This is a genomic window from Planctopirus limnophila DSM 3776 (assembly GCF_000092105.1).
Classification (GTDB): Bacteria; Planctomycetota; Planctomycetia; order Planctomycetales; family Planctomycetaceae; genus Planctopirus; species Planctopirus limnophila.
Window position 1 is genome coordinate 1,588,755 of the sequence record NC_014148.1, and the last position, 26,782, is coordinate 1,615,536.

The window sequence follows — 26,782 nt, forward strand, 5'->3', positions numbered from 1 at the left end:
AGAAAGACTTCCACGGCAAATGCCATGGAAGTCTCATAGTGCACATCAATCAGGAAATGGCAGCTATTCGGTCACACTACCTCGCGAGTGCTGCTTGCGCTCGGTTTCTGTCAGGCGGATTTTGCGGAGACGAATGATAGAGGGAGTCACTTCGACATATTCATCATCTTCAATGTACTCGAGAGCCGCTTCGAGAGAGAGGCGGCGTGGTGGCTTGAGGATGATGTTTTCATCAGAACCTGAGGCACGCATGTTCGTGAGTTTCTTTTCACGAATCGGGTTGACCACCATGTCGGTATCTCGTGAGTTTTCTCCCACGATCATCCCTTCATAGACTTCATCGCCCGGGGCCACGAAGAGTTCCGAACGCTCCTGGAGTTTCCCGAGGGCGAAAGCGACCACTTTCCCACGCTCTTGAGAAACGAGAACACCGTTCGCCCGGCGAGGAACATCGCCTTCGATTGGCTTATAGCAGTCGAACTGGTGGTGAATAATGGCTTCGCCACGCGTCGCATTGAGCATCCGGGTTCGAATCCCAATCAGGCCACGGGCCGGGATCGAGAACTCGAGGTGGGACATCCCGGTGCTGTTGGTGGTCATATTGGTGACTTCGCCGCGGCGATTCCCCACAATTTCCATCACGGGGCCAACTTCGTTTTGAGGGACATCGACGACAAGAATTTCGAATGGTTCGTAAATCTTGCCGTCAATTCTTTTGCGAATGACTTGTGGCTTGCCCACGGAGAGTTCGTAGCCTTCGCGTCGCATCTGCTCAATCAGCACGGAGAGGTGAAGCACGCCACGTCCGGAGACGTTGAAGGCTTCTTTGTCAGAGGCTTCTGTCACTCGCAGAGCCACGTTCGATTCAAGTTCACGATCCAGTCGATCCCGTAAGTGGCGAGTGGTCAGATACTTCCCGCCACCTTCTTTAGCACCGGCAAAGGGAGAACTGTTGATTGTGAATACCATCGAAATGGTGGGTTCATCCACACTGATTCGAGGCATGGCTTTAGGAAAGGCCGGGTCGGCGACGGTATCGCCAATTTCAGGCTTGGATAGCCCGGTAATCGCGACAATATCACCAGCGGTCGCTTCTTGAACGGGAGTACGTCCCAGTTTGTCGAAAACTTCCAGGGCGACGACTTTTTCGTTCTTGATCGACCCGTCGGCCTTCATCAGCGAAATCGTCTGGCCAGTCTTGATCTTGCCGCACGAAATACGACCCGTCGCAATCCGGCCCACGAATTCCGAGTAGGTCAGCGAAGTGACCATGTACTGCAGCGGAGCCTCTTCATCAACTTCCGGCCCGGGAATCCGCTCAATGATCAGATCGAGCAGTGGACGGATATCTCCACTGCGTGTCGCTGGATCATGAGAGGCATAACCTGAGCGGCCACTGGCAAACACATAAGGGAAATCGAGAGTCGCGTCGTCGGCACCCAGTTCGACGAAGAGATCAAAAGTTTCGTTCAAAACATCGAGAGGCCGGGCATCGGGACGGTCAATTTTGTTGACAACCACGAGTGGCTGAAGACCGACTTCCAGTGCTTTTTGGAGCACGAAGCGAGTTTGTGGGCGTGGACCTTCGAACGAGTCGACGAGTACCAGGGCGCCATCGGCCATCCGCAAGACGCGTTCGACTTCACCACCGAAGTCGGCGTGGCCGGGAGTATCGATGATATTGATTTTGGTATCGCCATAGGTCAGGGCGATGTTTTTGGCGAGGATGGTAATGCCGCGTTCGCGTTCCTGGTCATTAGAATCCAGGATACATTCCTGCTGGAGTTGTGACTCGCGGAACTGGCCACTGAACTTGATCAAACTGTCCACCAGAGTGGTTTTGCCATGGTCAACGTGAGCAATAATGGCCACGTTGCGGATGTCGTTTCGTCGCTTCATGTTCTCAAATCAAAAAGTTGGGCGGGTCGAACAGTAAGTTCACCGCAAGGAAATACGGGGCTGACAACCTTGTCAGCGTTTAGTTTGGCAACTCGGTCTTTGAGTCATCGCATAGTCCACCATTACGGTCGACGCGCAAAACTCAGCCAGACCGGACGCGGAAACTGGTTTCAACCAGTTCCGATGTTCTATGAGCCTGAGACTGAATAACCTGAGGCGGTTTTGCCAAGGTATTAGTCTATCTTCATAGTTCCCGACTCGAAAGCCTGTCACGGCCCGGGACTTGTGATAATCTCGCGAAGAATATGGATTTTCGATTGATCGTACCTATTTCATCGGCTGATTCTGGATCAATTAGATTGGAGCTTGTTGATGTGTTCGGGGATGGCCTCTTCCTGGAATCAGCTCCTTCATAGGAGAAACCAGCTTCTGGTGAGTGTCCGGAATGCCGAAGAGGCCAGGCTGGTGGTCAATTCCGGGGTCGCTGTGCTGGACGTTAAAGACCCTGCGCGGGGAGCCCTGGGCAGGGCCGACGAATCTGTCTGGAGAGAAATTCTGGCTGTTGCCGGAAAACATCGGGTTGCGCCTGGGGTCTCAGAAAAGTCCTCAGGCAGGCCGACTCGTGTCCATTCTGGTTTGGTGACGTCACTCGCACTCGGGGAACTTTTAGAAGTTGAACCGTGTGCGATTCCGGAAGGCGTTGATGTCTTAAAAGTGGGGTTAGCTCAGTGTGGACGGCAACAGTGTGCAGGCCAACGGGAAGATCAAGAAGGCTGGACTCGAAAATGGCTCCAGTTCCGAGAGCAAACAGAAGCTCTGTCAAAACGCAGTTTCCGCTGGATGGCAGTCGCCTATTTTGACTCTGCGGCACGAGCCCCCGATCTGGAAGAAGTCAAGACTTTTGCCATCCAGCAACAGTTGGCCGGCGTGCTGATTGACAGTTATGAGAAAACGGGTCAAACGATGACCGACGTTTACAGTTGGGAACAATTGAGTGCTTGTCGAGATGAACTGGTCGCTGCTGGGATGCTGCTCGCCATTGCCGGCCAGATTCGAGAAGAAATGCTACCCGTTCTCAAGAAACTTGAGCCGCATTTGCTGGCCGTTCGATCAGCAGTTTGTCAATTGCGGGATCGAAATCGGAGTGTGAGTCCCGAGGCTCTGGAAAAGTTTAGTGCGGAGTTGTCGCTGCCGCTGGAAGCTATGACTCGGCAATAGCGAACCAGAGATCACCAGCGAAACGTGCCCGTGATTCAAGAACGTCTCTGTGATTCAACACAGAATCACGATTTCCTTTGAAGGATGGGTTAGTGCATGGCTATTCTGCAACAGTGTTGGGAAGCAGCCATGATTTGAGTGTATTTGAATCGTGAGCAATTCAGAGATCATGACTCAAAGCGAGTAACGATGACACAATCCAGGCACATCTTTTTCATGGCACTGGCGGTGGTGGGGATGGCGACAAATTTGCTGGCAGAGGAACCATTACCTTCCTGGAATGACAGTGCAGCACGCCGAGCGATTCTGGAATATGTGAAATCGGTAACGACTGAGGGCTCGCCCAGGTTTGTGCCTGTCTCTGAGCGAATTGTCACTTTTGATAACGATGGAACGCTCTGGTGCGAGCAGCCCATGTATGTGCAGTTGGCCTTTGCGCTGGATCGAGTGCGATTGCTGGCAGACAAACATCCCGAGTGGCGGACAGAAGAGCCTTTTCGCGCAGTGATCGAAAAAGATCTCCCCGCATTGGCAAAGCTGGGTGCCAAAGGTCTGACAGAACTGACCATGGCGACTCATGCCGGTATGACAGACGACGAGTTTGAAAACATTGTGACCGAGTGGATTCGCAAGGCCCGGCACCCGAAGTTTCATCGACCCTACACCGAATGTGTCTATCAGCCGATGCTGGAGCTATTGGCCTTTCTGCGCCAGCACGAGTTCAAGACCTTCATCGTTTCGGGCGCAGGCATCGAATTCATGAGGCCCTGGGCAAAAGAAGTCTATGGGATTCCTCCTGAACAGGTCATTGGCAGCAGTGTGAAACTGAAGTACGAACTGCGCGATGGAAAACCTGTGCTCGTACGTCTTGCCGAACTGAATTTCATTGATGATCAGGCGGGAAAACCGGTGGGAATCCGACAAGTCATTGGTCGGAGACCGGTGATGGCGGTAGGAAATTCGGATGGCGACTACGAAATGCTGGAATATGTCACATCGGGCCCGGCTAATGGTCTGGGTCTGATTGTGCACCATACAGATGCTGTTCGGGAATTTGCCTACGATCGACAGTCTCCGTTTGGTCGGCTGGATCGGGCACTGACAGACGCCACTTCCAAAGGGTGGATCGTGATTGATATGCAGCGCGACTGGAAAGTGATCTTTCCAGAAAGCCGTCCATCACAGAACTAATACGGATACCAGTATTTGACCGCGCTCCCTGGTCTTGGGCGGCTGGGGTTGAGTCTTCGAACCCCCAGCGATCTTCGGCACCATCTGGGGGTTCGCGAAGACGCTCAACCCCAGCCACGCGCCGCGAAATTGTTTATTGGATTCCGTAGAAGTTGTCACCAGGTGAAAATTCAGATTTCTCGCTCGCCAGAGAAACGATCAATCTTCAAGAGTTTCCAGAAAAGCTGTCATTTCTCCGGCGGCATGAGCATCTCCCACACGCTTAGCAGCCAAAATTCCTGCCCGGCAGGCATCACGGGCTTGAGCGGTCTGTTCGTCTTCGGCCAGAACCTGTGCTTTTCGAAAGTAAGCTGCGACGTAATCAGGATCATCAGCGATGAGGCTGTCCAGCGCTTCCAGCCCCAAGGTTGTTTCTCCCGACTTGACAAGCTCGAGGGCCAGCGCATAACGCAGGAACGAATCTTGAGGAGTTTCCTGCAACATTTGCTTCAATTTCTCTAAACGCGACATGACTGCTCCCCGGCTGTGTTCTATCAGTTGGAGTGAATTATTTCGTTGTGATCCCGGCGGTTCGGCAATCTCTGCCGATTCGTACTACTACTGCTGGTCTTTGGTGAAGTTTCACAGACACTCTTGAACAAAAGTCTCTAAACCCTCTGGTTTTGGACGAACTCAGCGGCCGCACAGCCGAAGAGTTTACCCCATTTCACGAGTAACGACTTGGCAATCTGTACGCCATGACGCAAGTGCATTTCAACCCTGCCGGGTAACTGGTCGATGCCATCCCGGCGGAGCCATGGAGGATTGCTCCAATACAACACGATGGATCGTGGCAGCCTGAGCCGTTTGACCACAACGCAACCCTGCGGACCACGAGTGATCTTCCCCATGATTAAGTGGCTTATCACGCCAGCGATTTACGGAGTTCTCTGCCTGACAGCAGTGCTGTCCAGTGCCTCGGAGCTTCGTGAAACCCCAGCCGTCCGGGCCTACAAAAGGGCATCGGCTTCCGTTGTGAACATTCACACTGAGAAGTCAGCTCAGGAACGGGACTCTGTCTTTGCCTCTAGCCGAGGTCGCAAGATTAACGGCATGGGGACCGGCATCGTCATTGACGAACGCGGGTATATCGTCACCAATCACCATGTGGTGGCTGATGTCGAACTGATTCGTGCGACATTCGAAGATGGCAGCGATTACGATGCCCGCGTCATCGGCGTCGATAAAGAACAGGATCTGGCGGTCATCAAGGTGGATGGCACCAAGACATTCAAAGTCGCTCCCTTCGGAACATCGAGCGATATCTACCTTGCTGAACGCGTACTGGCGATTGGTAACGCTTATGGTTATCGCCACACCGTGACAGAAGGCATTGTCAGTGCTCTGGGCCGCGATGTGGAAGTCAATGAGACGCAATCATACCGCAATTTGATTCAGACCGACGCCAGCATCAATCCGGGCAACAGCGGTGGCCCGCTGATCAATATGGACGGTGATGTGATCGGTGTGAATGTTGCTATCCGGGCCGGGGCGCAGCGAATTGGCTTCGCGATTCCCATCGACGACGCTCGCAAGGTGGTGGCTCGACTGATCTCTGTTGAGCAGATGGGTTTGGGTTATCACGGCGCGATTCTCAGAGATCTGAAAACGGCAACACAAAAGCTGTTGATTATTGAAAATGTGCTCTCCGACAGCCCTGCACAACGCGCCGGTTTGAAGGCTGGTGATGTGGTTCTCAAGGCCGGTTCACTGGAAGTAAGTGATTCTGTCGATTTCGAACGATCGCTCCTGGGCCGTAAGCCTGGCGATAATCTGGATCTGGTTGTTCGGCGTAATGATCGGGATGAAAAACTGAATTTTGCTCTCGGGCAATCCAATATCTCTCTTGTGCAGAATCAGGCATTTCGTCCTGCATCCACCGGAATCAATGAGACGGAAGCTCAACGGTTCTGGCAGATTCTGGGCTTGAAACTGGCACCGATTGCTGCTGATCAAAAGCTGCTGACAGGTACACGTTACCGTGGTGGATTGCGAGTCGTCGATGTCCGCCCGGACAGCCCGGCTGCTTCGAACGGGATCACCAAGGGCGATATTCTCGTCGGTCTGCATGATTGGGAAACACTCTCTGTCGAGAACGTGACCTGGATCGTCAACAAATCGAACGAAATCAAGCTGAACCCAATCAAGTTTTACATTGTACGCGGTCAGGAAACATTGTTCGGCCACCTGCAGACCGCCAGCCGCCAGTAGATTCTGATCACTGTCGACTGAATGCGTTTTAACTTGAACCATGCGTGAAGACGATGCCGCAAGCTTTCACCGGATGTCCGGAAAGAGCTTGCGGCTTAATCTTTTTCGCGACGGCTTGGTTGTCGAAGGAGCAGGTTGCTAATCTTCAATCGAGAACCATCTTGAACAGTGTATGCAGGCGACAGGCGGCAGAATGACTTTTCGACCCGAGTTTGCCCTGATTGAGCGAATCCGAAAGGCAGCCGGGGGTTCATCTCGTGTGCTTCTGGGAATTGGTGATGATGCCGCCGGTTTAGGTTCTCGAGAAGACAGAGAGACACTCGTCGCCACGGATATGCTCCTGGATGGTGTACACTTTGTCGTCGAGGAGTGCGGCCCCTATTGGGCTGGTCGGAAGGCACTCGCTGTCAACTTGAGCGATCTTGCAGCCATGGGTGGGAGGTGCATCGCCTCGTTTGTTTCGATCGCCATCCCGCGTAATTGGAACGCCCACGAAGCGGATGAATTAATGCGCGGCGTTCTGGAATTGGCCGCAAAATGGGATTGTCCTGTTGCTGGAGGAGATACGAACAGTTGGGATGGTCGCCTGGTGATCAATGTGGCAGTGGTGGGCGAAACGATTGAAGCGACATCGATTCGTCGAGCCGGTGCGCAGGTGGGTGACGTCATTGTTGTGAGCGGTGCTCTGGGTGGTTCGATCTATGGCAGGCATCTGAAGTTCGAACCCCGCTTGGATGTGGCTGCTGAGCTATTGAAGCTGGCCAAACTTAACTCAATGATCGATTTGAGTGATGGACTGTCTTCCGATTTGTGGCACATCCTCAGAGCGAGCCATGCGGGTGCTGTACTCGAACAGAAGCGGATTCCTGTCCATGAGGATGTCCGCCATCATGCCGACGTCGTGAACCTGAGTTCTCCACCGGCGCTCGCACATGCCCTTCATGATGGTGAAGATTTTGAACTCCTCTTCACGCTCTCCCCAGCTCAGTGGGAGACATTGCGGCAGAACTGGAAGCTGCCCATTGCCCTCACAAAAATTGGCACGATTGTTTCTGAAGAGGCTTGCAGGATCGTCAGCGAGACGGGAGAGTCAAAAGAACTGGTTCCCGGTGGTTATGTCCATCGCTTTGGTTGAAACTGTTTCGCGATTTGAATGGCTGCAAGCTGAGGATGATGTCGTTGTCTGATCAGGAATTACTCCGAAGAGACCAGGTTCTCGAACAGTATTACGACACGCTTGGTTACACACCTTATCCGGTTCAAGAGGAAGCGCTGTTTGCCTGGTTTACTTCTGAAACTGGTGTGCTGATTTCGGCTCCGACGGGGACGGGGAAAACGCTCATTGCTGAGGGGGCGATCTTTGAAGCCCTCAAGAACCAGAAAACCATCTATTATACGACACCTCTGATTGCGCTCACCGACCAGAAGTTTTCCGAGATTCAAGATGCTGCGGAACGCTGGGGTTTCTCGCGCGACGATGTGGGGCTGGTGACAGGCAACCGCAAGGTCAATCCTGATGCCCGTGTACTGGTGGTGGTGGCGGAGATTCTCCTCAATCGATTGCTGCACCCGGATGCTTTCGACTTTGCGAATGTCTTCGCCGTCGTGATGGATGAGTTTCACAGCTTTTCTGATCCTGAGCGAGGCATTGTCTGGGAGTTCTCGCTCTCCTTGCTGCCGCCGCATGTCCGGCTGATGCTCCTTTCTGCGACCATCGGGAATGCCAATCCATTTGTGACGTGGCTGCATCGCTGCCATGGGCGAAGACTGGAACTTGTGGTGGGGACGGAGCGAAAGGTTCCTCTCACGTTTCATTGGATTGGTGATCAGTTCGTTGCCGAACATCTGGAGTTTATGGCTCAGGGGGAAGGGGAAGCTCGCAGGACACCGGCACTCGTCTTTTGTTTTGATCGGGAATTGTGCTGGAGCACCGCAGAAGAGTTGAAGGGGCGATCTGTCCTTCAAGGTGATCAGCAGAAGCAGCTGGCCGCCCGATTGAAAGATGTCGATTTCAAACATGGCGTGGGGCCGAAGCTGAAGCAGCTGTTGCATCGCGGTGTGGGCGTCCACCACGCGGGGTTATTGCCCAAGCATCGGCGGCTGGTCGAGGAACTGTTTCAAGAGAAGCTGCTGTCGATTTGTGTTTGCACCGAAACGCTTTCCGCAGGCATCAACCTGCCCGCAAAATCGGTCGTCATGACCTGTCTCTTGAAAGGGCCACCCGGCAAAAAGAAACCGATCGACGCGAGCCTGGCGCATCAGATTTTTGGGCGCGCGGGGCGGCCTCAATTTGATAAAGAGGGATTTGTTTACGCCTTACCCCACGAGGATGATGTGCGGATTGCCCGCTGGAAGGAGAAGTACGACCAGATACCGGAGGATACGAAAGATCCTCTGCTGATTAAGGCGAAAAAAGCACTCAAAAAGAAGATGCCCACGCGGAATCCTGCCAAACAGTATTGGAACGATGCACAATTCGAGAAATTGAAAACGGCTCCACCCAGAGACCTGGTGAGTCAGGGCGAGTTTCCCATTCGGCTGGTGGCCTATCTGCTCAAACTCTCACCCGAAGTGGATCGAATTCGTGTCCTCGTGCGGAAACGATTGATGGATCCTGGTCGGCTCAATGCGTGCGAACGTGACTTTGAGCAGATGCTGGTGGCCTTGCATCATGCCGGGTTTGTGGAACTCGATCCTCCACCACCGGTCGCCAGCGAACCCTCAAAACCTGAAACGACGGAAACAATAACTGAAGAGATTCCTGAAAAGCTGAGCTGGCTGTCGCAGCATCTGCAGAAATCGATTGATGAGAAGCGCGCCCAGCAGGGGAAGAAATCGGCGACAGAACTGAAGCGGCAGGATGAAACCGAAAAGAGCGTCTATCGACCACTTCTTGCAAAACCGACGGCGGCTATGGATCGCATGTTTGCCTTTCGCAGCATTCATCCGCTCTATGGAGTGTTTCTCGCGGATCAGTTCGAAAAGGCTGATCGCATCGAATGGATGCTGGCACTCGAAAGTGTCCTGGAGTTCCCCAAATCGCTGGTGAGGTCTGTCCGCATTCCGCCTCCCCGATTTTTGCCACCGGGACGACTGGCTCTGGAGGTGCTTGATCCGGAGATTATCGCTCGAGGGATTTTGCCTGCCGGAGACTTGTATCCCGAGTTTGATCCCTCCTTGCCGCCGGAAGAGCGAAAGTATGCACCCACGTTGCCTGAGAAGCTGTTGATGCTGTTTCAATCCGATTATCCCGGCATCAGTATCCCCATGACACCAGTCTATGTGGTGGCCGATCTCGAAGAATTTGGTTTCAACTTCTACAAGCTGATTGGCGGTCGCGATCTGGCCAAACAGGAAGGGCTCGTTTTTAAGCATCTGTTGAGAATGGTGCTGCTATTAGAAGAATTTGCAGATTGCCCTCCTCCCCATCGAGATCCGCAAGCGTGGAGAGATGAGCTTCTGGAACTGGCAACCAGGATTTCGTGGAGCTGCGAGGCGGTGGATCCCCAAAGTACGGAGCAGGCTCTGGCGACCAATGCTGCACGGGATGTCCTGCAGGGGGAAACCAACGATGTTCCCGTGGTACATGAAATTGAACTGCCACCTCGTCCACCCGGTTTTGGTGAAGCCGATGGCGAAGAGTTGCCTCTGGTCGAAACGACGACTGAGGACAATTTTGGCGACGGATTAGAGATCGATGACGAGGAATCGGCATGATCGAGGCAGGGCAAAGTCATGTCATCTGAGAATTTCCAGAAGAGCTTTATCACTCAAAAAGAAGAGCTTCGCCAAAGTGTGCGGTCGGCCCGTTTGGCAATGACAGATCGGTCTGAGCGGAGTCATCGGATCCTCGATCAACTGGAAAGTTCAGAACCATGGAAGAAGTGCCGGGTACCTCTGGTTTACCTCTCCAGTGGCAGCGAAGTGATGACCTGGCCGCTTGTCGAGAAAGTGCTGAAGGAGCTTGAACAGACCGCTGGATGCACTCGGAAGTTGATCGTCCCGTGGTGTGACGGCGATGAATTGAGGCTGTTCTGGCTGCAGAGTCTCGATGAGTTATCGGCTGGCTCTTTTGGGATTCCAGAGCCACGCGCTGAAATGAGAACTCAGCCGGATCGCTGTGCGAATCTTGCGGAGATCGATCTGGTCGTCTTGCCGGGATTGGCTTTCGATGAGCAGGGGCGAAGACTGGGGCAGGGACGGGGCTATTTTGATCGATTGCTGATGGAGCTGAATCCCCATGCGATTAAAGTGGGCCTGGCTTTTGAGGTTCAAATGGTCGAGGAAGTTCCTGTCGAAGAACATGATCTGCCAGTCGATCTCGTGATCACTGAAAGCCGAATGATCTGGAGTGATGTCACTCCGGGAAGTTGAGACTTTGCAAAAAAGAAGACAGCCAGAGACAGGCCGTAAGACCTGACTCTGGCTGTAGAGTGATTCACATCTTGATCGGACAGGAGTTACTTCTTCTTGATCGACGCGACGGCTTCTGCAACAGCTTTGCTGTCATCGGCGGCGGCGACTTTCGTGTTCTTGTAGGCGACCTTGCCATCCTTGTCGATGATGAAAGTCCAGCGCTGGATGGTCACATTGCGAAGCAACGTTTCTTCTTTGCCATCGACTTCGGCCTTCACCGACTTTTCCCCTTTGGTATAGGGAACGCCAAACGCCTCAGCGACTTTGGCCTCGGTATCAGCGAGCAGCGTGAATGACAGATTATGCTTCTTGGAGAACAACTGGTGATTGCGGACAGAATCACCACTGACACCGACGACCTCAACATCCTGGCCCGCCAGCTTGGACAGATCGTCGCGGAAGGCACAGGCCTGCTTGGTGCAGCCACCCGTCATATCGGCAGGATAGAAGTAAACGACAATCAGCTTCTTGCCCACATGTTCGGCCGACTTCCAGGCTTGGCCCTGCGTATCCAGTGCTTCAAACTGGGGGGCTTTGTCTCCCACCTTGAGGTCGGCAGCGGAAGCTGAGATTCCCCCAAGGCCTAAGGTGCAAAGGGTGAGGCATAAGGCAACGGCGCGGTTGAATGCGATCATGTTGTGGTTCTCCAGTCGAATTGAAACAAACTTCCAGTCCATGAACCTAACAGGTTGGAAGTGAGTCATTCAAGTGGCTGGAGAAAGAGTCGATTGACTATTTACGTTTGCCTTGTGGAGCCGTGGGTGCGTCTTCACCCTGAATAAATCGCGATTCGCGATACAGGACTGCATAAGGGATAAAGCAGACCGCCGTCACGAACATAAGAATCGAGAAGAACCAGTAATAGCTGGCCCCGGGAAGCATGGAGGTCCCATCATCCCTGGAGATCATCCAGTTGACGCCGGAGGTCAGCAGGTTGCCGCCGAACACTGAGAGCAGGTAGAGCGACATGATGATCGACTTGAGTCGGTTGGGAGCCTGTGTGTAGGAGAATTCGAGGCAGGTTGTCGAAACGAGAACTTCGGCAACCGTGATGATGGCATAGGGAAAGACAAGCCACAGCACCCAGGGCGTAAAGTTCTGATCGATCTCCATCTGGATAAAGCCGCTGACAGCAAAGGCCATCGAGGCGAGAAACAAACCGACCGAGACACGGCGTAATGCCGAAAGTTGAACCACTTTTGCCAGGGCTGGGAAAACCACAAAATCGAGCAGTGGTATGAACATGAGCACGAAGAGAGGATTCAACGTCTGGGTTTCATCAGGCAGAACTTTCCATTCCCAGTCGCGCCAGCGGAGAACAGTCAAATTCATATGCGTCGCCTGCTCGACCCACGTGGACATCGTCTGATCAAACAGCGCCCAGAACACGACAATGAATGCAAAAAGCGGCAGCAGTTTCAAGATCGCCCGCCGGTTTTCGGGATTCATGAAAATGGCGACGAACATGATGGGTGGAAAATACTTGAGAAACGGCGCTCGCTCCAGGATCGGTTCGAGTTCTTTCATGAATTCGTCGGTTGATGGGGGGATGTGGACGAATTTGTTGCGGCCCATCCAGAAGACAATCGTGGCCAGAAGCATCAAGACCCCCGGAATCCCAAAGGCCACGTGGTGTGCCAAGGTCGGGCTGAAGTGAGGGAGAATCGCGTTTAGCCAGTCGGCAGGAACAATGTACTTCAGATAAGCCCGGCCGTTCTCCGGGGAGAGGAAGATGTCTCGCGTGCGGGGTATGCAGAACATCGCCGCCAAAGCACCGACATTGATCACGAAGTAGAACCAGCGGAAGATGCGGCTGATCAGATGCTGATTTCCCTGACCAAATTGATCACCGACATGGGACGAAACGCAGGGTTTGATACCACCCGCACCCATGGCAATGAGTGCCAGTCCCAGCCAGAGGCCATTTCGCCCATCAATCGCAGCGAGCGAAAGATGACCGAGGCAATAGGCCCAGGAGAGCCACAGGATGACTCGGTACTTGCCGAGATAAAAATCGGCAAGTGGGCCACCCACAATCGGGAACAGATAAGCCGCCGCGACGAACAGATGCAATAAGGCCGTCGCATCTTCTTTGTCATAGACCGCCGATACTCCCGCTGCATCCACGATGTATTTTGTGAGATACAGATACAGGATGGCCTTCATGCCATAGAAGCTGAACCGTTCGGCGGCTTCGTTCCCGATGATATACGGAATGCCCGGAGGCATGGTGGTTAAGGTCTGGTCTGGTGCTGTGCGATAAGCCGCCGTCATGAACAATCCCGCAAGTCAGAATGGCAGTGACCCAAGGCCGGTCGTGAACCGGTTCGAATACAGAGAATCGCAGACTGGATAGGCGAAGTGAATGGGATGTCTGAACTTTCCAATCGGTTTTCCTCATCCCGAAGAGCTTATCGACCCGAGAGCAGGTCAGAACTTCGCTCGAATCCTCCCTGGGGAACTGCCGGGGCAGGTGGAAACTTCAAACAGCTTGCTCTGATCGTTTCAATCGTCAGAGGTTCCTTGGCTTCTCCAGAAACGCTCTTGCAGGCTAGTCAAGTTGTGACCAGCAATCAATCGATTAGACGAATCCCGCATATGATTCTGTCGATGGCCCACGTCATATCGGGAACTGCCTATGCTTGATCGATCGTTGATCGTTACTACGGTAGTTGAGACTCCGGGAAATCATGGAGCAGGTGGAGTGGTCACGCTATCAACGGGGGCTGATTGTTCGCTGGGTTTGTTCACTTCAGCCGGTTTTTCCAGGACGGCATCAGCGTCTGGTTTTGCTTTTGACTGAGGTTCTTCTGTGAGTGCTGGTGGGGCTTCGACAAGAGCTTTCATGCTATTGAGCCCTTTTTCAAAGTCACCACCGATCATTTTGTCGCAATCGACAATCAGGTGAAAAGCTTTGCCGACGAAGTTGTTCTTGCCCGACATTGACCAGGTGACTTTGGTCTCTTCCCCTTGAGGTTCTAACTGAAATTCGACGAGATTAGAGGCGACCATGGGGCGGATGAAGTCGAGCTGAATTTTAATGTACTCGCCGGGGCGTGTTTCGAGGATCGTCATCTTCCCTTCGCCGACCTCGTCATTACCCGACCATTTCATGATGGCACCGGGACCTTGTGCCGGTCCTTCAAATTCCTCTTTCGAATTGGGGTCGAGTTTGGCCCACGGTGACCAGTCTGCCCAGGCTTTGAAGTGATCGATTCTTTCGCCCACCTTGTCGGGTGTCGCCTTCATGACTGCCGATCGAGTGATATGAAATTCTTCGGGCTGAACGGCCACAATGCCTGCAAAGAAAGCCGTTAGACACAGTAAAACGACGAGCACGATGAGAAGTCTTTGTTTCATGGCGATTGATCCTCCAGAGAGAAGTCGATGATTCCGGCTCGGGTTTTGAGAGGCTCGCTTACAGCTTGGAAGAAGACCGCTTGAGCACACGGTTCTGCCAGAAGAGTCGATCTTGTGTGGCGATACCAAGCCTCAAAGCACAGCGGAGGCAGTACTTTTCGGTTTCCCCAATCAGGTAGATTTCGCCATTGAGAATGAGATGGAAGAAGTCTTCCCCTGGCAATTTTGAGTAGCAGTAAATTTTCTCAGTGTCGGCCTTGATGCGGGCCTGCCAGTTTTCGTGGTTGGGGATATACAGCCTGGTATCTGGTTGTGGAGACGCTCGAAAACTGGAAGTTGTCGTGATGGCGGTGGACTGGGATTCTGCTGGCTGGTCGATGGGGAATTCCTCAGTCATGGGGAGTCCTCAAGAGATGGCTTACTAGTAATCACACCGTCTTTCCTGCATTCTTAAGGATAGCCAGCAAAGTCACAAATCGCGAATTTTTGCGTCTGCATCCGGTGGCTGGCTATTTGCCGAGATGCTGGCGGATACTGTCGATGGTCGCTTGGGCGGCTGTCCTCGCATCTGGGAGGCTGCGGGCTTCTGCCGAAAGATAACCCTCGTAGTTAATCTGTTTTAATGTCGCGATCACCTGGGCAAAGTCAATGTGGCCCATTCCAGCCGCATTCCGATTGGAATCGACATAATGGATGTGGCCGATCCATGAGCCTCCATCGAGCAGCCCTTGCGTGATGTTGATTTCTTCGATGTTCATGTGGAACAGGTCGGCCAGAAGTTTGCAGTCCGGGGCACCATAAGTCTGTAGAAGATGAGCACCATCTCCTTGAGTATTGCAGAGATTGGTTTCGTAACGATTGAGCGGTTCGTAGATCAGCGGCAGGCCGAATCGGCTATGGCTGTGATGACAAAGTTCCGCCAGGGCTTCACCCAGCAACATCCGGCACTCAGCAATCGAAGCAGACGAGGCGGCTTTTCCCTGCATGGAGCCAATGATCGCCGGGGCACCCAACTGGCCACCATATTCAATCATACTGGTGATGAATTTTTTGGCGGCCTGACGGATTTCCGCATTTGGGCTGGTCAGTGAAAGCTGCTTTTTAAGCCAGCCGGCCCCTGTTCCGACAGCTGCCAGCTTGAGATTGTATCGCGAGAGGATTTCTTTGAAGGTTTTGACAGGGACAAAGCCTGGTTCGGGAGCAAAGAGTTCGACGGCATCAAAGCCCAGTTCACTCGCGACCTGGCAACTGGCCTCGACATCATCCCAGAACACGAAGGGGCCGCCGCGTGCTTCTTCGACCAGGCTGATCGTGACGGCTGAGAGAATTGGCATAGAGGCGGCTCTCTGGAAACGATGGATTGAGCATAGCGACGACTGCGAAAGAGCATCAGTTGCTCGTTTCTGCGGAAACAAGTTGTTGCGTACGTATCCTATTCGGCAGGTTCGCCCTCATCCCGGCCTTCTCCCATCGGCATGGGAGAAGGGGGAAGAGTCGTCGCATTTCGATGCGTGACATGACAGCAAGCAAAATGCAGCTTGGCAAAGTCTACTTGTCGTCGAGAAGTTCGACAGCAGCGAACTTTTTGCCTTCAAGCATTTCGAGACTGGCTCCACCGCCCGTGCTGACATGCGTGACCTGATCGGCCAGACCGAACTGCTGGATGGCAGAAGCGCTGTCGCCACCGCCGATGATGCTGGTGGCATCGCTGGCAACAATCGCCTCGGCGACCGCTCGAGTCCCAGCATCAAAAGGAGGCATTTCAAAGACACCCATCGGGCCGTTCCAGACAATCGTCTTGGCGGCTTTCACGATCTCGGCATATCTCTTCTGAGTTTCCGGGCCAATGTCGAAACCTTCGAAGTTCTCGGGAATCTGGCCGGCTTTGGCGATCATCTTGTTGCAGTCACCCTTGAAGGCATCGCCGCAATGGGTATCGACGGGAAGTTGCAGCTTTTCTCCGCCGATTGTCAGCAGTTCCTTGGCGAGCGCGAGGCTGGCTTCGGGCGGATTCGGCAGATAGCTCTTGCCAATCTGGCCCCCTTGAGCCTTCGAGAAGGCGAAGGCCATCGCCCCGCCAATCAAAACCGTATCGCAGATGGAGAGCAGATTCTTGATAACGTTGATTTTATCATCGACCTTTTTCCCACCCACAATCGCCACAAATGGACGGGCCGGATTCGAAATGGCATCGGAGAGGAACTTGATTTCCTTCTCGACGAGGAAGCCGCAGACCTTGGGTTTGTTCCCCATGGCATTGGGCACACCGACCATCGAACCTTCGGAACGGTGGCAGGTGCCAAAAGCGTCGTTGCAGTAGATGTCGCCAAAGGTGGCGAGAATGTTGACGTAACTGTTTTCGCCTTTCTTCTCTCCTTTGTTGAAACGTACGTTTTCAAGGAGCAGAACTTCATTGTTCTGGAGAGCCTTCACTTTGGCTTCGGCGTCGGCACCCACCGTATCGCTGGCAAAGTGAACGGGAACTCCCAGAAGTTCCTTCAGGCGGGCTGCCACAGGTTTGAGGCTGTACTTCGCATCGGCCGCAGGATCGACACCTTCCGGACGTCCCAGGTGGCTCATGAGAATCACACGACCACCTCGTTTGAGGACGGATTCAATCGATGGGAGAGCTTCTGTAATGCGGCGGTCATCGGTAATGACAAGATTGTCATCGAGCGGGACGTTGAAATCGCACCGCATGAGAACGGCCTTCCCCTGAACGTCGACATCGGCAATGGTCTTTTTGGCCATGAAAATTTACCCTGATCCAGGAACAATGCGGTGCGTCAGTCTGGCTGACTGTCGCCCTGTGAAATGTGGTTTCAACACCGGTTTCGATAATGACGGAATCAGCCGATAGAGTAGAGGAGTTGCGTGCGACTTCCAAGTTTCCGAAGCCTTACTCTTGAAGAGGTTTTGAATGTTCCAGCCCCCTGAAGTCCCTTTTCCACAGATTCACTGGGATTTTTCGGCGATTACCGAGAATCCGGTGATTGATCCCACTGCGTGGATTGCCCCTGGGGCAACGCTTTATGGCCGGGTTTCTGTCGGGGCGCGCAGTTCCATCTGGTTTGGAGCCGTCGTTCGCGGCGACCACGAACGCATCGACATCGGGGAAGACAGCAATTTGCAGGATGGAGCCATTTTGCATGTGGATCCACATTCTCCCTGTAAAATCGGAAACCGGGTGTCGCTGGGACATCGTGCTTTGGTGCATGGGGCCACGGTGGAAGACGATGTGCTTATTGGCATCAGTGCGAACGTGTTGAGCCGGGCTGTCATCGGACGGGGAGCCTTCATTGCGGCTGGCGCACTGGTGCTGGAAGAAACGATTGTGCCCCCAGGGACACTCTGGGCCGGAGTTCCCGCACGACAGATCCGTGAAGTTTCTCCAGAACTTGCCTGGCGGATTGAACGCACGTGGAAGCACTACGCCAATAATTCTGTTGCTCACCGGGCAGCCCAGGAGCAAGGGATTCGCTTCGTTCAATAAGCGGTTTCTGCCGAAAGAAGATTACTCGTCAGCATGCCTTCAATCTGCGAAAAAGACAGTTTCAGAAGCAGATGGGTCAATTGGCGAAGCCTGAACACTTCGCCTGGTATCGGGAAGTGGCTGACATGTCCCTCTTGTTTTCAGTCCTCTTTGCCTACAAGTGCAAGAACACGCACCACAAACTGGCCCTTGATGCACTGAGGTATCTTGAAATACCAGACGCGGAGAGATGGAGCGATCTGTTTTTGACGCGGATCGATCAGTATCTCGATGGATCGAAAGCTCCCGATGACAAGTTCAAAGACTTTCAAAACCACGTGCTGCATGTGCGGGATCGCGAGTGGGGCGGTGCGATCAAGACGGCACAAATCTGGTACGAGAAAGCGGTTACAGCCTTCCGTCAGAAGGATTGGTCACAAGGGGTCTATAGTGCGGGTGTCCTCAGTCATTATGTGACCGATCCGTTTCAGCCATTCCATACGGGGCAGTCGGAAGCTGAAACGATTGTTCACCGGGCCGCCGAGTGGACCATTGCCTGCTCTTACGATCAATTGCGGCTCTTGCTCGACCAGGAACTGGGTGGTGTACCAGCAAAGAGCTTGCCTCAAGGGGTTGAGTGGCTGCCTCAGATCATTCGTCAGGGTGCACAATTCGCGAATCAGTCGTATGAATTGGCCATTTCGCATTACTCGCTGGCGATTGGTTCCAAGAAACCGGTTGAAGGTTATGACGAAACCGGCAAGCGAGCGATCGCCCGCATCCTTGGAGAAACGATACGCGGGTACGCTCTGGTGCTGGGGGAATGCCTCAAGGAATCCGGGGTGACACCACCTTCGAGCCCGGTCACGATTTATGGCGTGCTGGCTGCCATGACAGTACCGATTTTTTCTGTGACTAAGAAAATGGCCAATTCCAGCGAACGGGCCGCAGTTCTGGCGATTGCAAAGGAAGTTGAAAAAACTGGCCGCTGTGAGAAGACACTTTCGGCTGACGAGAAAGTGGTTCGCGAAGCCTACGCTACTGAAGTCTGCAAAGTTCCTGTCGAGACATTTGGGCAGGAATCGGTGGCCTTAGCGGGATCGAAGCATGCAGAGGCACTAAAAGTCGAAGCAGAACAAACCAAGTCACAGGCAAAGACGAAATCTCAGGAAGTTGCTGAAAAGCCAACGGCAAAACCTCTGCCACAACCTGTGATCCATGCGCAGCCACCTGTTTCGACTCCACCATCACCTTCTTCGGTGAATCGTGTTCAACCTCAGCCTCAAGGTTTGCCAACAGCAGGAAAAGTTCAAGCAGTTTCAGAACCAGCGACCGGGCGAATGGTTCAAGAGCATGAGTCGCAATTCTATTTGGCGATGAATATGCCGCTGGAAAAGGCGCCTTCGATTGGGCCAAAAACAGCCGAAAAATTCACCAGCGCCGGGATTCGGACGGTTGGCGAGTTTGTGAATGCCGAACCTCATGAACTCGCCAGAAAACTGAGCCAGAAATCGCTTGATTCTGTCACTCTTTACGAATGGCAGTGTCAGGCTCGGCTCTGTTGCGAGATTCCAAAGTTCCGGGGCTATATGGCTCAGATTCTGACGGCTATTGGAATTCAGACGAAAGATGAATTTGTCGAAGCCGAGATCGAAACGCTCTGGGATCTCGTGGATAACTTTCTGACAACCCCTGAAGCCGAGAGGCTCCTGCGAGGTTCGCATCCACCAGATCTTGAGGATTTGCGCCAGTGGCAAACTCGTGCGAAGGCTCATAACAGTGAGAATTCGAGCCAGTCCCAGGCTGCCTGATCGTCAACTGTGATGACACCAGCTGCGGGCTGGTGGGACTTGCAGCAGGCCTTTTTTAGAGGAAAACAGGAATTGCAAGCCATCTGAGCAGAGTATCATGCCAGTTGAATTGGCGTGAAAAATTCTCGATGGTCGCTGACGGCTGTAACCTCCTGTCGATGTTCTCCCACAAGAAGGGTAGAATTTCGACGCGGATATTGAGATTTATGTCAGCGAGTGAACCGAGGTTCTCCTGAGAAAACGAGACCCACGCTGTCAGGTTCTCAACTTCCCGCAAAATGTGAGCCTGGGAAACAAGCATGCCGTCGTGTGCAAAAAGTGGTTTTGCCGAATTGTGGAGTGGTCGATTTCTTGACTGGAATCTTCTTGCTCATTGTCGCGGTGCTGTTGCTGTTGATCGGCTTCCGAAGCTCACTCGGGACGTCTGGAACTGGGCTTGGATGCCAGTTGCCGAAGTTACTGCTGAAAACGTGCAGGTTACGGCGGATGCGGCTCTGGATTGGGCGGATGTCAACAGGGTTCAGCAGGGAGATTCAGCCGCCTATCGGGCTGTTGTCGAGCGGCATCAACGGTCTGTGACGCGATTAATGAGCCGCTTTACTCGCGATCCGGCCGTTGTTGAAGAACTCGTTCAGACAGTCTTTATCGAAGCGTGGCGGCAGATTCATAACTTTCGTGGCGAAGCTCCTCTCCTTCACTGGCTCACTGTGATTGGCACCCGGACTGGGTACCGTTTCTGGAAGCAGCAGGCCAAACAGAGGCAACGCCATGCCCGCCTGGAGGCTTTACCAGAGCCCGTCGCCCGGGAAGACAATTCTGAGGCTGCCCACGATGCCGCAACCAAAGTCCACATGGTGCTGTCCACTTTGCCACCACGAGATCGACTGGTGTTGACGCTTCTGCATCTGGAAGAGCGTTCGCTGAAGGAAATCTCAGCGCTGACGGGATGGTCGCTGGCCATGGTCAAGGTGCAGGCATTCAGAGCGCGCAGAAAACTGGCCCAGGTCCTGGAGAGGGCTCAATCATGAAACCAGATCGTTCAAACTTCGGGAGTGAATCCCCGCTCGCAGAATTCGAAGGCCTGCTGCACTTGGCCAGGGCTGAAAAGATTCCTGAAGTCCAGGTGGTCGATGCCGTGATGGAGCAGATCCATCAGGAAGAGTTCGCCAGCCGTTACGCAACGAAAAATGCCACCTTCGCATTGAAGAGCCACACGGACGGCTTGTGGGGAAGGGTCGATGCGGGTCTGCGAAGTGGGATCTGGGCTGCAGCAGCCTCGGCTGCCTTGATGCTGTTCAGCATCTGGTGGGGCTACTCCTCGCTGCAATTTCTCTCCGATCCCACGGGCATGTGGATTCGTTCACCCAGCCTTGCCTGGCGTGCCATTGATATTTGAAGTTCTCATTCCCCAATGTCCTCGTTTCACTATGAGCTAAGTCGTCCCGATCGGGCGAAACATTGGATTCTTCGTGCCTAGTGAACGTGACAAAATCCAGAGTGAATAAGACCCAATGACGACTCCAGTATCCGCAGACCTTGCGATTTCAGCAGATGTCTCTGCTCGTTCAGACGATCGAGCGGAAATGCTGGTGATAAGTGGTAAACAGCCATCATCGCGCCAGCGATCTGGCTGGCGGTTTTTGTTGATGAGTGTGATCTGGCTGGGGATTTTTTTGGCTGGTGGGGTCACGGGCGCCATCATTCATGCCTACTGGCTGCGGGCAACGTTGCTGGAGATGAAGCAGAATCCAGATGATATGCCGAAGCGAATTGCAGAAATCATGGCGTATGACTACGGGCTCTCTCCGGCGAAGGAAGCCACTGTGCTGGAGATCATTTCTGAGCATCATCGTCGAGTACAGAATCTGCGTGGTGAGCATGCACCGACCATGGAAAGTTGGAACGCCGAACTGGAAGCGAAGATGTCAAAGATTCTGAAGCCATCGGACTTCGTGCAGTTTCAAAAGAAGTTCCGCGAAGTGAATCTGATCTGGGGTGGGCTCTAAGAGCTGGTTCGTGCATCCCCTTCCTGCATGATGATCGAAAGCTGTGCTGCCCATTGGTTGCAACAGTGATTTTGTTCGACGATGCAGGCCGATCAGAACGAAAACATGTCAGAAAATTTCGACATTTCATCATAGAGGGCAAATGGCAGTTTGCAGGTATAACATGGTATTCCCGATGGTTGAAAACTCGTGGAGAGTTGGCCCGTCGGGAGTGAAACTTTGAGACCTGTCCTCAGGGGGAACCATGTTGACGCAATTTGACGCTGCCCAGCCTTCAAAATGGAACCGAGTGGTTTGGACGGTTGTGCCCGTAGCCGGATTCCTGCTCTCGGGTTGTGGTGAAAATGCTGCGCCTGTTGTGGCAACACCCCCGGATGCCACAGCGACAAGCGATTCCAGGTCAACCAGCGATCAGGCCGAGATCATTGAGCCGTACGAAAAAGACCTGGGGCTGCTCAAAATCACAGTCCCCACAGGCTGGTTTGAAATCCCTCCGCGAAGCGATGTCCTCATGGCTGAGTTCCAGCTTCCCGGAACAGAAGGGGTCGGGCGATTGACCTGTTCCGGTGCCGGTGGCGATGTCGAAATGAATCTGGATCGCTGGCGAGGACAATTCCAGACGGCCGGTAGCGATGTACGCCCGAAGCGGACGGAAATTGAGATTGCCGGCAAGCAGGCGATTGTGCTCGATCTGGCGGGAACTTTTACCGACGGCTTTGCGAAAGAGAACGCTGTGATCCCCAATGCAGCGATGGTTGGCATCGTCTTACCGCTGGAGAACACAAACTTCTTTATTAAAGCCACCGGACCCCAGGCCACCATTCAACAGCATCGTGAAGCGATTCTGGAATTTGCGAAGTCGATCCGACTGAAGTCGAATTGAATGATCGTCGATGCGTTTATTCATCGCTCAAAGACCAATTGAAAAAAGACCGGCTGGGCTGCATGCCAAGCCGGTCTTCTTGATGGTGAGCAGGATCACATGATGGTCATCCATTGACAATCAAGATGATCTACGATCGCTGCTGATTGGGTTTCAGATTTCGCTTGGAGTCAAAGCGTCCTTTGGATTTCCGAGCGGAAAATTCTTCGTTGGCAGGGTGCTCTGTGGCCCGGGAAATGTTGAGTTGCTGGCCCAGCACTTCGACGGCTTTGAGTGAATGGAACACATCGTCCGGCATACCGGCCAGCAGATCGACAGTGCTGTAGTTATCGTAAATCTCGATCCGCCCAATGCATGAACTGTCGAGACCAGTTTCGTTGGCAATGGCACCCACAATGTTCGCCGGCTTGACCTGATGGATCTGCCCGACCTGAATGCGGAAGGTTTCCATCGGGCGGAAGGAGCGACCTTCGGAACGGGGAGCACGTTCTTCGCGTCCCGCTTCTCGCCCTCGAGGTCGCATGCTGCGCTCGGCATCCTGAGCACGTGCCAACCGCGGATTGCCACGCCCGGGTGCTGGTTCACGATTTCGAGTTTCAATCGAGTTGAAATCCCGGATGTCGTCCTTCACCAGCAACGGTGCATCGCCAGCAGCCAGCACAGCCAGGGCAGCGGCAATCTGCTCAATCGGCGTGTCGGATTCTTTCTGCAGACTTTCAATGATACCAGAGAACGCTTCCAGATCTCGGTGATCGAGTGCTGTTTTGATTTTGGATTTGAAACGTTCAATGCGCCGTTCGTTGACCTGAGCAGCAGCAGGCACCTGCATCGGTTCAATGGGCTGGCGAGTCACTTGTTCGATGCGGCGGAGTTGGAAACGTTCGCGGGGATGCAGGAACAGAATGGTATCGCCCTGACGACCCGCACGACCTGTTCGGCCAATGCGGTGGACATAGCTTTCGCTATCCGAAGGGAGATCAAAGTTGATGACGTGCGTGATGCGCTGGACGTCGAGTCCGCGGGCAGCGACATCTGTGGCAATGACAATATCCAGCCGACCTGACTTGAGATGTTCGACAATACGCTCGCGTTGAGCTTGAGGAACATCGCTCGAAAGGGCAGCTGTTCGATAGCCCTGGCTGGCGAGAAATTCAGCCAATGGAACTGTCGTGCTCTTGGTTTTGACGAAGATAATGACCGCGTCGATGGGTTCCGTTTCGAGAATGCGGGCGAGAACCGCTTCCTTCTGGAAAGGCGGCACGGTGATAAACCGCTGGCGAATCGTTTCGGCAGTCGCCGTACGACGCTTGATAGTGATTTCGGCAGGATTTTTCAGGTGTTTCTGCGCGATGCGACGGATCGAATCGGGCATGGTGGCACTGAAGAGTGCAATTTGACGCTGGGAAGGTGTCTGTTCGAGAATCCACTCGACATCTTCGGCGAACCCCATGCGCAGCATTTCGTCGGCTTCATCAAGTACCAGACCCTTGAGTGAATCGAGCTTGAGTGAGCCACGACGAATATGATCCATCACTCGGCCCGGGGTTCCCACAATCACATGGGCACCACGGTTCAACTGGCGGAACTGGAGTTGGTAATCCTGACCACCATAAATGGCGGCAACACGCAACCCTTTGAGGTTGGCAGCATATTTTTCAAAGGCTTCAGCCACCTGCATCGCCAACTCTCGAGTCGGTGCCAGGATGAGCACTTGCGTGGCCGATGACGAGAGATCAATGGCCTGTAGCATGGGGATGGCAAAAGCAGCGGTTTTACCAGTCCCGGTTTGAGCCATACCAAGGACATCTCGGCCCTCGATCAACAGGGGAATCGTCCGAGCCTGAATAGGAGTCGGATTCACATATCCGGAGGCAGTGACAGCCGAGAGAATCGGCGGGCTGATGTTCAAATCAGCAAAAGTCGTGGTGGTTTCGATGTCAGCGGGCAATTCAGTCATGTGTCTCGATTTCGAAAGTTAAGTTCTGGCAAAAAGATTGGACAATTCACAAAAATTCAGGCCCCTGGCGATCCACAATTGCTACCGCAAATGTGAGAACACATGACTACCCACTCGATGTTGCCCGCAGAAAATGCCAAAACCACACTACGATTCAGCGATGACAACGTAATGTGTTGCATCGATTGTGGGAGCATTCGTCTGGACCATCATTCGAACCGATACCATTGTCAGCCGCTGCAACATCTGAGACTCGAAAATGAAGAAAAACTTCACTCAGGAATCAGATGATGACCAGCTAAAATGGCAGGGGACGATCGAACGCGGCAGGAACTGCTCAGGACTACACCTCGCCATCAGTTTTGGTGCTTTAAATACAAAACACGTCAAAATGATGTGCGAAACTGGAGGCCGCCTTCCAAATTTTTGGGAATCTCTCATCAAATGAGAGCAAATCACCAAACCCAAGACAGCCAAACCACGAGACATTGTTACCAATCAAGGTAACTCACCTCTAATGAGGTCAGACTGAGACTTGCCCAGCATGCATTCTTTCGACAGAGATCATAGCAGAGACATTTCGTTCAGGGAAGTCACAAAGATTCCGTTTTGCCAAGTTTCACACTCTTTGGATTGACATTTCTGTTTTCCAGTGCGTTTTCCGGTTTCAAAACGAGATTCAGGCGGTTCAACCCGACGGAAATCCATGACATCCCACGAATCTCCTTAAACATCAAGTGCTCAGGCATTCTTTTGGTATCAACAGAAATTGATGTGCTCCTCGTGAGTTTTGATTATTCTCAAGACTGCTTCAAATTTTGACTTGGAGCAAACGCCCCAGGTGGCAGTGTTGGTCGTGAGCGGAATCGATCCATCAGGAGTCATTAATGCTTACCGTAACGGACGATCGATATGCCCGGCCTGCTATCGGATTCACCCGCCGCGACTTCCTCCAGGTGGGATCTCTCGGGGCTGGAGGTTTTACCCTCGCTGATCTGATCTCAATGGAAGCCATTTCCACCAACGATCGAGTTGCTTCTCGCGATGAGCGTCATCAAGGAAGTGATCGCCGATCCGTGATCATGATTTGCAACCTCGGTGCTCCCAGTCAGTTGGATACCTTCGATCCAAAACCAGAGGCACCACGCGAAATTCGCGGCCCATTTTCCACAATTCAGACTGCTTCTCCCGAGATCTTTTTGACAGAGATTCTGCCTCAGCATGCGGCGATTGCAGAGAAGTTTTCGATCATCCGCAGTTGTTATCACAACGCACCTGCCTTGCACGATGTCGGTTGGCAATATCTCCAAACTGGACGATATTCAACAGGTAGTTGGCAGTCGCCACATGTCGGGAGTGTGGCAAGCTACCTGAAGGAAAAGCGGGCTGGTTTGCCACCATTTGTCGTACTTCCCGCAAGAAGGGATGCTGGTCGAGATCCTCGTGCTGATCAACAAACCGGTCGCTTTTTAGGCAAAGCTTATGATCCATTGGTCTTGAATGATGACCCTTCACTTCCCCATTTCAGCGGAGCAGAGAGGAACGTTCCTCCTTCGCTCGGAACTGTGAAATTGGATCGTCGCCAGAAGTTGCGTTCAGTGGTGGAAAGTTCGCTTTCTCAGTTTGAAAAGAGTGAATCGGCCACTCAGTTGGGCAGTCATGGTGAAGCGGCTTTTCGATTGATCAGCAGTCCGGAGGCTCGGGCCGCATTTGATCTGGCCAATGAGCCAGACGCGGTGCGAGACCAATATGGCCGAAGTCGATTCGGTCAGTCGTGCCTGCTTGCCCGTCGCTTGATTGAAGCGGGAGTACGCTTTGTCACGATCAATACGTTCTTGAATATCGAAACTGAAATCACCTGGGATGTTCACGGCACACACCCGTTTGCCTCAGTCGAGGAAATGAAAAGTCTGATTGCACCCATGTACGATCAAGGCTATGCCACTCTGATTCGAGATCTCGAAGAACGGGGCATGCTGAATGACACTCTGGTTTGCAATCTGGCTGAGTTTGGCCGAACGCCTATGATCAACTCGGCTGGCGGGCGAGATCATTGGACGAAGTGCTGGAGCGTGGGCTTTGCCGGTGGTGGAGTGCAGGGCGGAAGGATTGTCGGAAAAAGCGATGCATTGGGCGGGTCTCCCATCGAACGGCCCGTCTCACCGCCAGAAATTCTCGCGACGATTTACCATAGTCTGGGAATTGATATTGAGCATCCACTTCCAGGGCCAGATGGATCGTCGTTTCCTCTGGTCGATGGCCAAGCCCAACCTGTGATGGAACTCTTCGCTTGAATGGATGGTCGGGTCACAACAATGG

The 26,782-nt window shown here is 53.2% G+C and carries 23 protein-coding genes; 13 read left to right on the forward strand and 10 right to left on the reverse strand.

What is annotated here, in order from left to right:
- Positions 1–63 precede the first annotated feature (63 nt).
- On the reverse strand, positions 64–1,899 hold the full coding sequence (gene typA / locus PLIM_RS06400) for a translational GTPase TypA (RefSeq protein WP_013109504.1): 1,836 nt from the start codon (positions 1,897–1,899) through the stop codon (positions 64–66).
- Positions 1,900–2,331: 432 nt separating this feature from the next.
- Here typA and PLIM_RS06405 point away from each other — a divergent pair, with 432 nt between their 5' ends.
- Positions 2,332–3,117 carry a (5-formylfuran-3-yl)methyl phosphate synthase gene (locus PLIM_RS06405; RefSeq protein ID WP_041401282.1) on the forward strand — a complete coding sequence of 262 codons (786 nt, stop codon included), beginning with the start codon at positions 2,332–2,334 and terminating at the stop codon, positions 3,115–3,117.
- Positions 3,118–3,306: 189 nt separating this feature from the next.
- Complete coding sequence (locus PLIM_RS06410; protein ID WP_013109506.1) at positions 3,307–4,308, forward strand: HAD family hydrolase; 1,002 nt, start codon at positions 3,307–3,309, stop codon at positions 4,306–4,308.
- A gap of 198 nt (positions 4,309–4,506) precedes the next feature.
- On the opposite strand, the gene PLIM_RS06415 is transcribed toward PLIM_RS06410, so the two are convergent.
- Together PLIM_RS06415 and PLIM_RS06420 are read right to left on the reverse strand one after the other, a co-directional pair.
- Complete coding sequence (locus tag PLIM_RS06415) at positions 4,507–4,818, reverse strand: hypothetical protein (protein ID WP_013109507.1); 312 nt, start codon at positions 4,816–4,818, stop codon at positions 4,507–4,509.
- A 137-nt stretch (positions 4,819–4,955) separates the two neighbouring features.
- The gene (locus PLIM_RS06420) at positions 4,956–5,198 is read right to left on the reverse strand and encodes a hypothetical protein (protein ID WP_041401284.1); all 243 of its coding nucleotides are present in this window, start codon (positions 5,196–5,198) and stop codon (positions 4,956–4,958) included.
- Here PLIM_RS06420 and PLIM_RS06425 point away from each other — a divergent pair.
- The 4 genes from PLIM_RS06425 (at position 5,197) to PLIM_RS06440 (ending at position 10,932) form a co-directional block, all read left to right on the forward strand.
- On the forward strand, positions 5,197–6,558 hold the full coding sequence (locus tag PLIM_RS06425) for a trypsin-like peptidase domain-containing protein (protein WP_013109508.1): 1,362 nt from the start codon (positions 5,197–5,199) through the stop codon (positions 6,556–6,558). The two genes, PLIM_RS06420 and PLIM_RS06425, sit on opposite strands and share 2 nt — an antisense overlap.
- Positions 6,559–6,751: 193 nt before the next feature.
- Positions 6,752–7,693, forward strand: coding sequence for a thiamine-phosphate kinase (gene thiL, locus PLIM_RS06430; protein ID WP_013109509.1), 942 nt, complete (start codon positions 6,752–6,754; stop codon positions 7,691–7,693).
- 38 nt (positions 7,694–7,731) lie between these two features.
- Positions 7,732–10,275, forward strand: coding sequence for a DEAD/DEAH box helicase (locus PLIM_RS06435; protein WP_041401285.1), 2,544 nt, complete (start codon positions 7,732–7,734; stop codon positions 10,273–10,275).
- An 18-nt stretch (positions 10,276–10,293) separates the two neighbouring features.
- A complete protein-coding gene (locus PLIM_RS06440) occupies positions 10,294–10,932 on the forward strand; it encodes a 5-formyltetrahydrofolate cyclo-ligase (RefSeq protein WP_013109511.1) in 639 nt (212 codons plus the stop codon).
- A gap of 86 nt (positions 10,933–11,018) precedes the next feature.
- Here PLIM_RS06440 and PLIM_RS06445 read toward each other — a convergent pair whose 3' ends face one another.
- From PLIM_RS06445 to PLIM_RS06475, 6 genes are all read right to left on the reverse strand, one after another.
- Positions 11,019–11,609: a peroxiredoxin gene (locus tag PLIM_RS06445; protein ID WP_013109512.1), complete on the reverse strand. Its 591-nt coding sequence runs from the start codon at positions 11,607–11,609 to the stop codon at positions 11,019–11,021.
- Between the two features lie 97 nt (positions 11,610–11,706).
- The gene (locus PLIM_RS06450; RefSeq protein WP_013109513.1) at positions 11,707–13,248 is read right to left on the reverse strand and encodes a POT-type proton-dependent oligopeptide transporter; all 1,542 of its coding nucleotides are present in this window, start codon (positions 13,246–13,248) and stop codon (positions 11,707–11,709) included.
- A gap of 414 nt (positions 13,249–13,662) precedes the next feature.
- The gene (locus PLIM_RS06460) at positions 13,663–14,334 is read right to left on the reverse strand and encodes an SRPBCC family protein (protein ID WP_013109514.1); all 672 of its coding nucleotides are present in this window, start codon (positions 14,332–14,334) and stop codon (positions 13,663–13,665) included.
- 58 nt (positions 14,335–14,392) lie between these two features.
- Positions 14,393–14,731 carry a hypothetical protein gene (locus tag PLIM_RS06465; protein WP_013109515.1) on the reverse strand — a complete coding sequence of 113 codons (339 nt, stop codon included), beginning with the start codon at positions 14,729–14,731 and terminating at the stop codon, positions 14,393–14,395.
- Positions 14,732–14,843: 112 nt separating this feature from the next.
- Complete coding sequence (locus PLIM_RS06470) at positions 14,844–15,668, reverse strand: sugar phosphate isomerase/epimerase family protein (RefSeq protein WP_013109516.1); 825 nt, start codon at positions 15,666–15,668, stop codon at positions 14,844–14,846.
- Positions 15,669–15,882: 214 nt separating this feature from the next.
- Positions 15,883–17,085 carry a phosphoglycerate kinase gene (locus PLIM_RS06475; RefSeq protein WP_013109517.1) on the reverse strand — a complete coding sequence of 401 codons (1,203 nt, stop codon included), beginning with the start codon at positions 17,083–17,085 and terminating at the stop codon, positions 15,883–15,885.
- Positions 17,086–17,254: 169 nt separating this feature from the next.
- Here PLIM_RS06475 and PLIM_RS06480 point away from each other — a divergent pair, with 169 nt between their 5' ends.
- The 6 genes from PLIM_RS06480 (at position 17,255) to PLIM_RS06510 (ending at position 22,506) form a co-directional block, all read left to right on the forward strand.
- Positions 17,255–17,827 carry a gamma carbonic anhydrase family protein gene (locus PLIM_RS06480; RefSeq protein ID WP_013109518.1) on the forward strand — a complete coding sequence of 191 codons (573 nt, stop codon included), beginning with the start codon at positions 17,255–17,257 and terminating at the stop codon, positions 17,825–17,827.
- A 125-nt stretch (positions 17,828–17,952) separates the two neighbouring features.
- Positions 17,953–19,617 carry a DUF4332 domain-containing protein gene (locus tag PLIM_RS06485; protein ID WP_013109519.1) on the forward strand — a complete coding sequence of 555 codons (1,665 nt, stop codon included), beginning with the start codon at positions 17,953–17,955 and terminating at the stop codon, positions 19,615–19,617.
- 440 nt (positions 19,618–20,057) lie between these two features.
- Positions 20,058–20,645, forward strand: coding sequence for an RNA polymerase sigma factor (locus tag PLIM_RS06495; RefSeq protein WP_013109520.1), 588 nt, complete (start codon positions 20,058–20,060; stop codon positions 20,643–20,645).
- Entirely contained in the window at positions 20,642–21,013 is a 372-nt protein-coding gene (locus PLIM_RS06500; RefSeq protein WP_013109521.1) for a hypothetical protein, read from the forward strand. The genes PLIM_RS06495 and PLIM_RS06500 overlap by 4 nt, the downstream gene beginning before the upstream one ends.
- A 115-nt stretch (positions 21,014–21,128) precedes the next feature.
- Positions 21,129–21,623 (forward strand): hypothetical protein, encoded by a 495-nt coding sequence (locus PLIM_RS06505; RefSeq protein WP_041401291.1) that lies wholly within the window; start codon positions 21,129–21,131, stop codon positions 21,621–21,623.
- A 244-nt stretch (positions 21,624–21,867) separates the two neighbouring features.
- Entirely contained in the window at positions 21,868–22,506 is a 639-nt protein-coding gene (locus PLIM_RS06510) for a hypothetical protein (RefSeq protein ID WP_013109523.1), read from the forward strand.
- Between the two features lie 130 nt (positions 22,507–22,636).
- Here the strand turns inward: PLIM_RS06510 and PLIM_RS06515 are convergent, their stop codons facing one another.
- Positions 22,637–24,463: a DEAD/DEAH box helicase gene (locus PLIM_RS06515; RefSeq protein WP_013109524.1), complete on the reverse strand. Its 1,827-nt coding sequence runs from the start codon at positions 24,461–24,463 to the stop codon at positions 22,637–22,639.
- An 887-nt stretch (positions 24,464–25,350) separates the two neighbouring features.
- Here PLIM_RS06515 and PLIM_RS06525 point away from each other — a divergent pair.
- Positions 25,351–26,757, forward strand: coding sequence for a DUF1501 domain-containing protein (locus PLIM_RS06525; RefSeq protein WP_013109527.1), 1,407 nt, complete (start codon positions 25,351–25,353; stop codon positions 26,755–26,757).
- Positions 26,758–26,782 lie beyond the last annotated feature (25 nt).

Bases quoted from the DNA above. Each gene is read 5' to 3' on its own strand.
- typA (WP_013109504.1), bottom strand. From the start codon at position 1,899: ATGAAGCGACGAAACGACATCCGCAACGTGGCCATTATTGCTCACGTT.
- PLIM_RS06410 (WP_013109506.1), top strand. From the start codon at position 3,307: ATGACACAATCCAGGCACATCTTTTTCATGGCACTGGCGGTGGTGGGG.
- PLIM_RS06415 (WP_013109507.1), bottom strand. From the start codon at position 4,818: ATGTCGCGTTTAGAGAAATTGAAGCAAATGTTGCAGGAAACTCCTCAA.
- PLIM_RS06425 (WP_013109508.1), top strand. From the start codon at position 5,197: ATGATTAAGTGGCTTATCACGCCAGCGATTTACGGAGTTCTCTGCCTG.
- PLIM_RS06420 (WP_041401284.1), bottom strand. From the start codon at position 5,198: ATGGGGAAGATCACTCGTGGTCCGCAGGGTTGCGTTGTGGTCAAACGG.
- thiL (WP_013109509.1), top strand. From the start codon at position 6,752: ATGACTTTTCGACCCGAGTTTGCCCTGATTGAGCGAATCCGAAAGGCA.
- PLIM_RS06435 (WP_041401285.1), top strand. From the start codon at position 7,732: ATGTCGTTGTCTGATCAGGAATTACTCCGAAGAGACCAGGTTCTCGAA.
- PLIM_RS06440 (WP_013109511.1), top strand. From the start codon at position 10,294: ATGTCATCTGAGAATTTCCAGAAGAGCTTTATCACTCAAAAAGAAGAG.
- PLIM_RS06445 (WP_013109512.1), bottom strand. From the start codon at position 11,609: ATGATCGCATTCAACCGCGCCGTTGCCTTATGCCTCACCCTTTGCACC.
- PLIM_RS06450 (WP_013109513.1), bottom strand. From the start codon at position 13,248: ATGACGGCGGCTTATCGCACAGCACCAGACCAGACCTTAACCACCATG.
- PLIM_RS06460 (WP_013109514.1), bottom strand. From the start codon at position 14,334: ATGAAACAAAGACTTCTCATCGTGCTCGTCGTTTTACTGTGTCTAACG.
- PLIM_RS06465 (WP_013109515.1), bottom strand. From the start codon at position 14,731: ATGACTGAGGAATTCCCCATCGACCAGCCAGCAGAATCCCAGTCCACC.
- PLIM_RS06470 (WP_013109516.1), bottom strand. From the start codon at position 15,668: ATGCCAATTCTCTCAGCCGTCACGATCAGCCTGGTCGAAGAAGCACGC.
- PLIM_RS06475 (WP_013109517.1), bottom strand. From the start codon at position 17,085: ATGGCCAAAAAGACCATTGCCGATGTCGACGTTCAGGGGAAGGCCGTT.
- PLIM_RS06480 (WP_013109518.1), top strand. From the start codon at position 17,255: ATGTTCCAGCCCCCTGAAGTCCCTTTTCCACAGATTCACTGGGATTTT.
- PLIM_RS06485 (WP_013109519.1), top strand. From the start codon at position 17,953: ATGTCCCTCTTGTTTTCAGTCCTCTTTGCCTACAAGTGCAAGAACACG.
- PLIM_RS06495 (WP_013109520.1), top strand. From the start codon at position 20,058: ATGCCAGTTGCCGAAGTTACTGCTGAAAACGTGCAGGTTACGGCGGAT.
- PLIM_RS06500 (WP_013109521.1), top strand. From the start codon at position 20,642: ATGAAACCAGATCGTTCAAACTTCGGGAGTGAATCCCCGCTCGCAGAA.
- PLIM_RS06505 (WP_041401291.1), top strand. From the start codon at position 21,129: ATGACGACTCCAGTATCCGCAGACCTTGCGATTTCAGCAGATGTCTCT.
- PLIM_RS06510 (WP_013109523.1), top strand. From the start codon at position 21,868: ATGTTGACGCAATTTGACGCTGCCCAGCCTTCAAAATGGAACCGAGTG.
- PLIM_RS06515 (WP_013109524.1), bottom strand. From the start codon at position 24,463: ATGACTGAATTGCCCGCTGACATCGAAACCACCACGACTTTTGCTGAT.
- PLIM_RS06525 (WP_013109527.1), top strand. From the start codon at position 25,351: ATGCTTACCGTAACGGACGATCGATATGCCCGGCCTGCTATCGGATTC.